At 43.4% G+C, this 1,009-nt stretch carries 1 protein-coding gene; it reads left to right on the forward strand.

From position 1 onward, the window contains the following. Positions 1-930 (forward strand): response regulator (locus tag AB5935_RS28335; RefSeq protein WP_368328147.1); only part of this gene is annotated, 930 nt, incomplete at its 5' end. Between the last annotated feature and the right edge of the window lie 79 nt (positions 931-1,009).

A 1,009-nucleotide genomic window follows, 5' to 3' on the forward strand; every position in this document is an offset into this window, starting at 1 on the left:
CACATGCACAAAGGGGAAATCCGGGTAGAAAGCGAAATCAACAAAGGTTCGGATTTTATCGTTACCCTGAATGTATCCGAGGATGCTTACAACCCCGATGAACGCTCGTCCGAGAACATCACGACCGAAGAAATACAGAAATATAACCAGCGAATCAAGGAAACCATCGAACTCATTCCTGAAAAGCTGACCAACAAAGAAAAAGATCCTGCCCGGGAATCTATTATGATTGTAGAGGACAATAAAGAAATGAATGATTATCTTGCCAGCATATTCAGCGAGAAATATGATATTATACGGGCGTATAACGGTGCGGAAGCCTGCAAGAAGATAGCCAAACAGCTGCCCAACCTCATTATATCGGATTTAATGATGCCGGTGATGGACGGCCTGGAATTCACGGAACGTGTCAAACAGGACGTAACGACCAGCCATATCCCCGTTATCCTCCTGACTGCAAAGACCGATGAGAACGACCATACGGAAGGTTATCTGCGGGGAGCCGATGCGTATATCACTAAACCTTTCAACGCCAAGAATCTGGAACTGCTGGTACAGAATATCCAAAAGAGCCGGAAACAGAGTATTGAACACTGCAAACAGGCAGAGGATGAAATATTCATGAAAGAACTGATGGAACTGATTATGGCGAACCTCACCAAGGAAGACTTCGGAGTAACGGAAATCACAGCCCATCTCCGCATCAGCCGCAGCCTGTTGCACATGAAGCTGAAATCACTCACCGGATGCTCCATCACTCAATTCATACGGACGATCAAAATGAAAGAGGCTAAAACTCATTTACTGAATGGTATGAATGTCTCCGAAGCATCATTTGCCGTCGGTATATCAGATCCGAACTACTTTACAAAGTGTTTCAAGAAAGAATTTAATATCACTCCGACAGAGTTTCTCAAACAGTTGAAATAGAAAGCAAAAGTAACTGCTTCAGAAATTCAACCTACCCTTAGACAACGTGTCAACTATTAATAGAAAAGTTCTTTTGCTC

The organism is Phocaeicola sp. RTP21198st1_B8_RTP21198_201120, assembly GCF_040929485.1.
Classification (GTDB): Bacteria; Bacteroidota; Bacteroidia; order Bacteroidales; family Bacteroidaceae; genus Phocaeicola; species Phocaeicola dorei.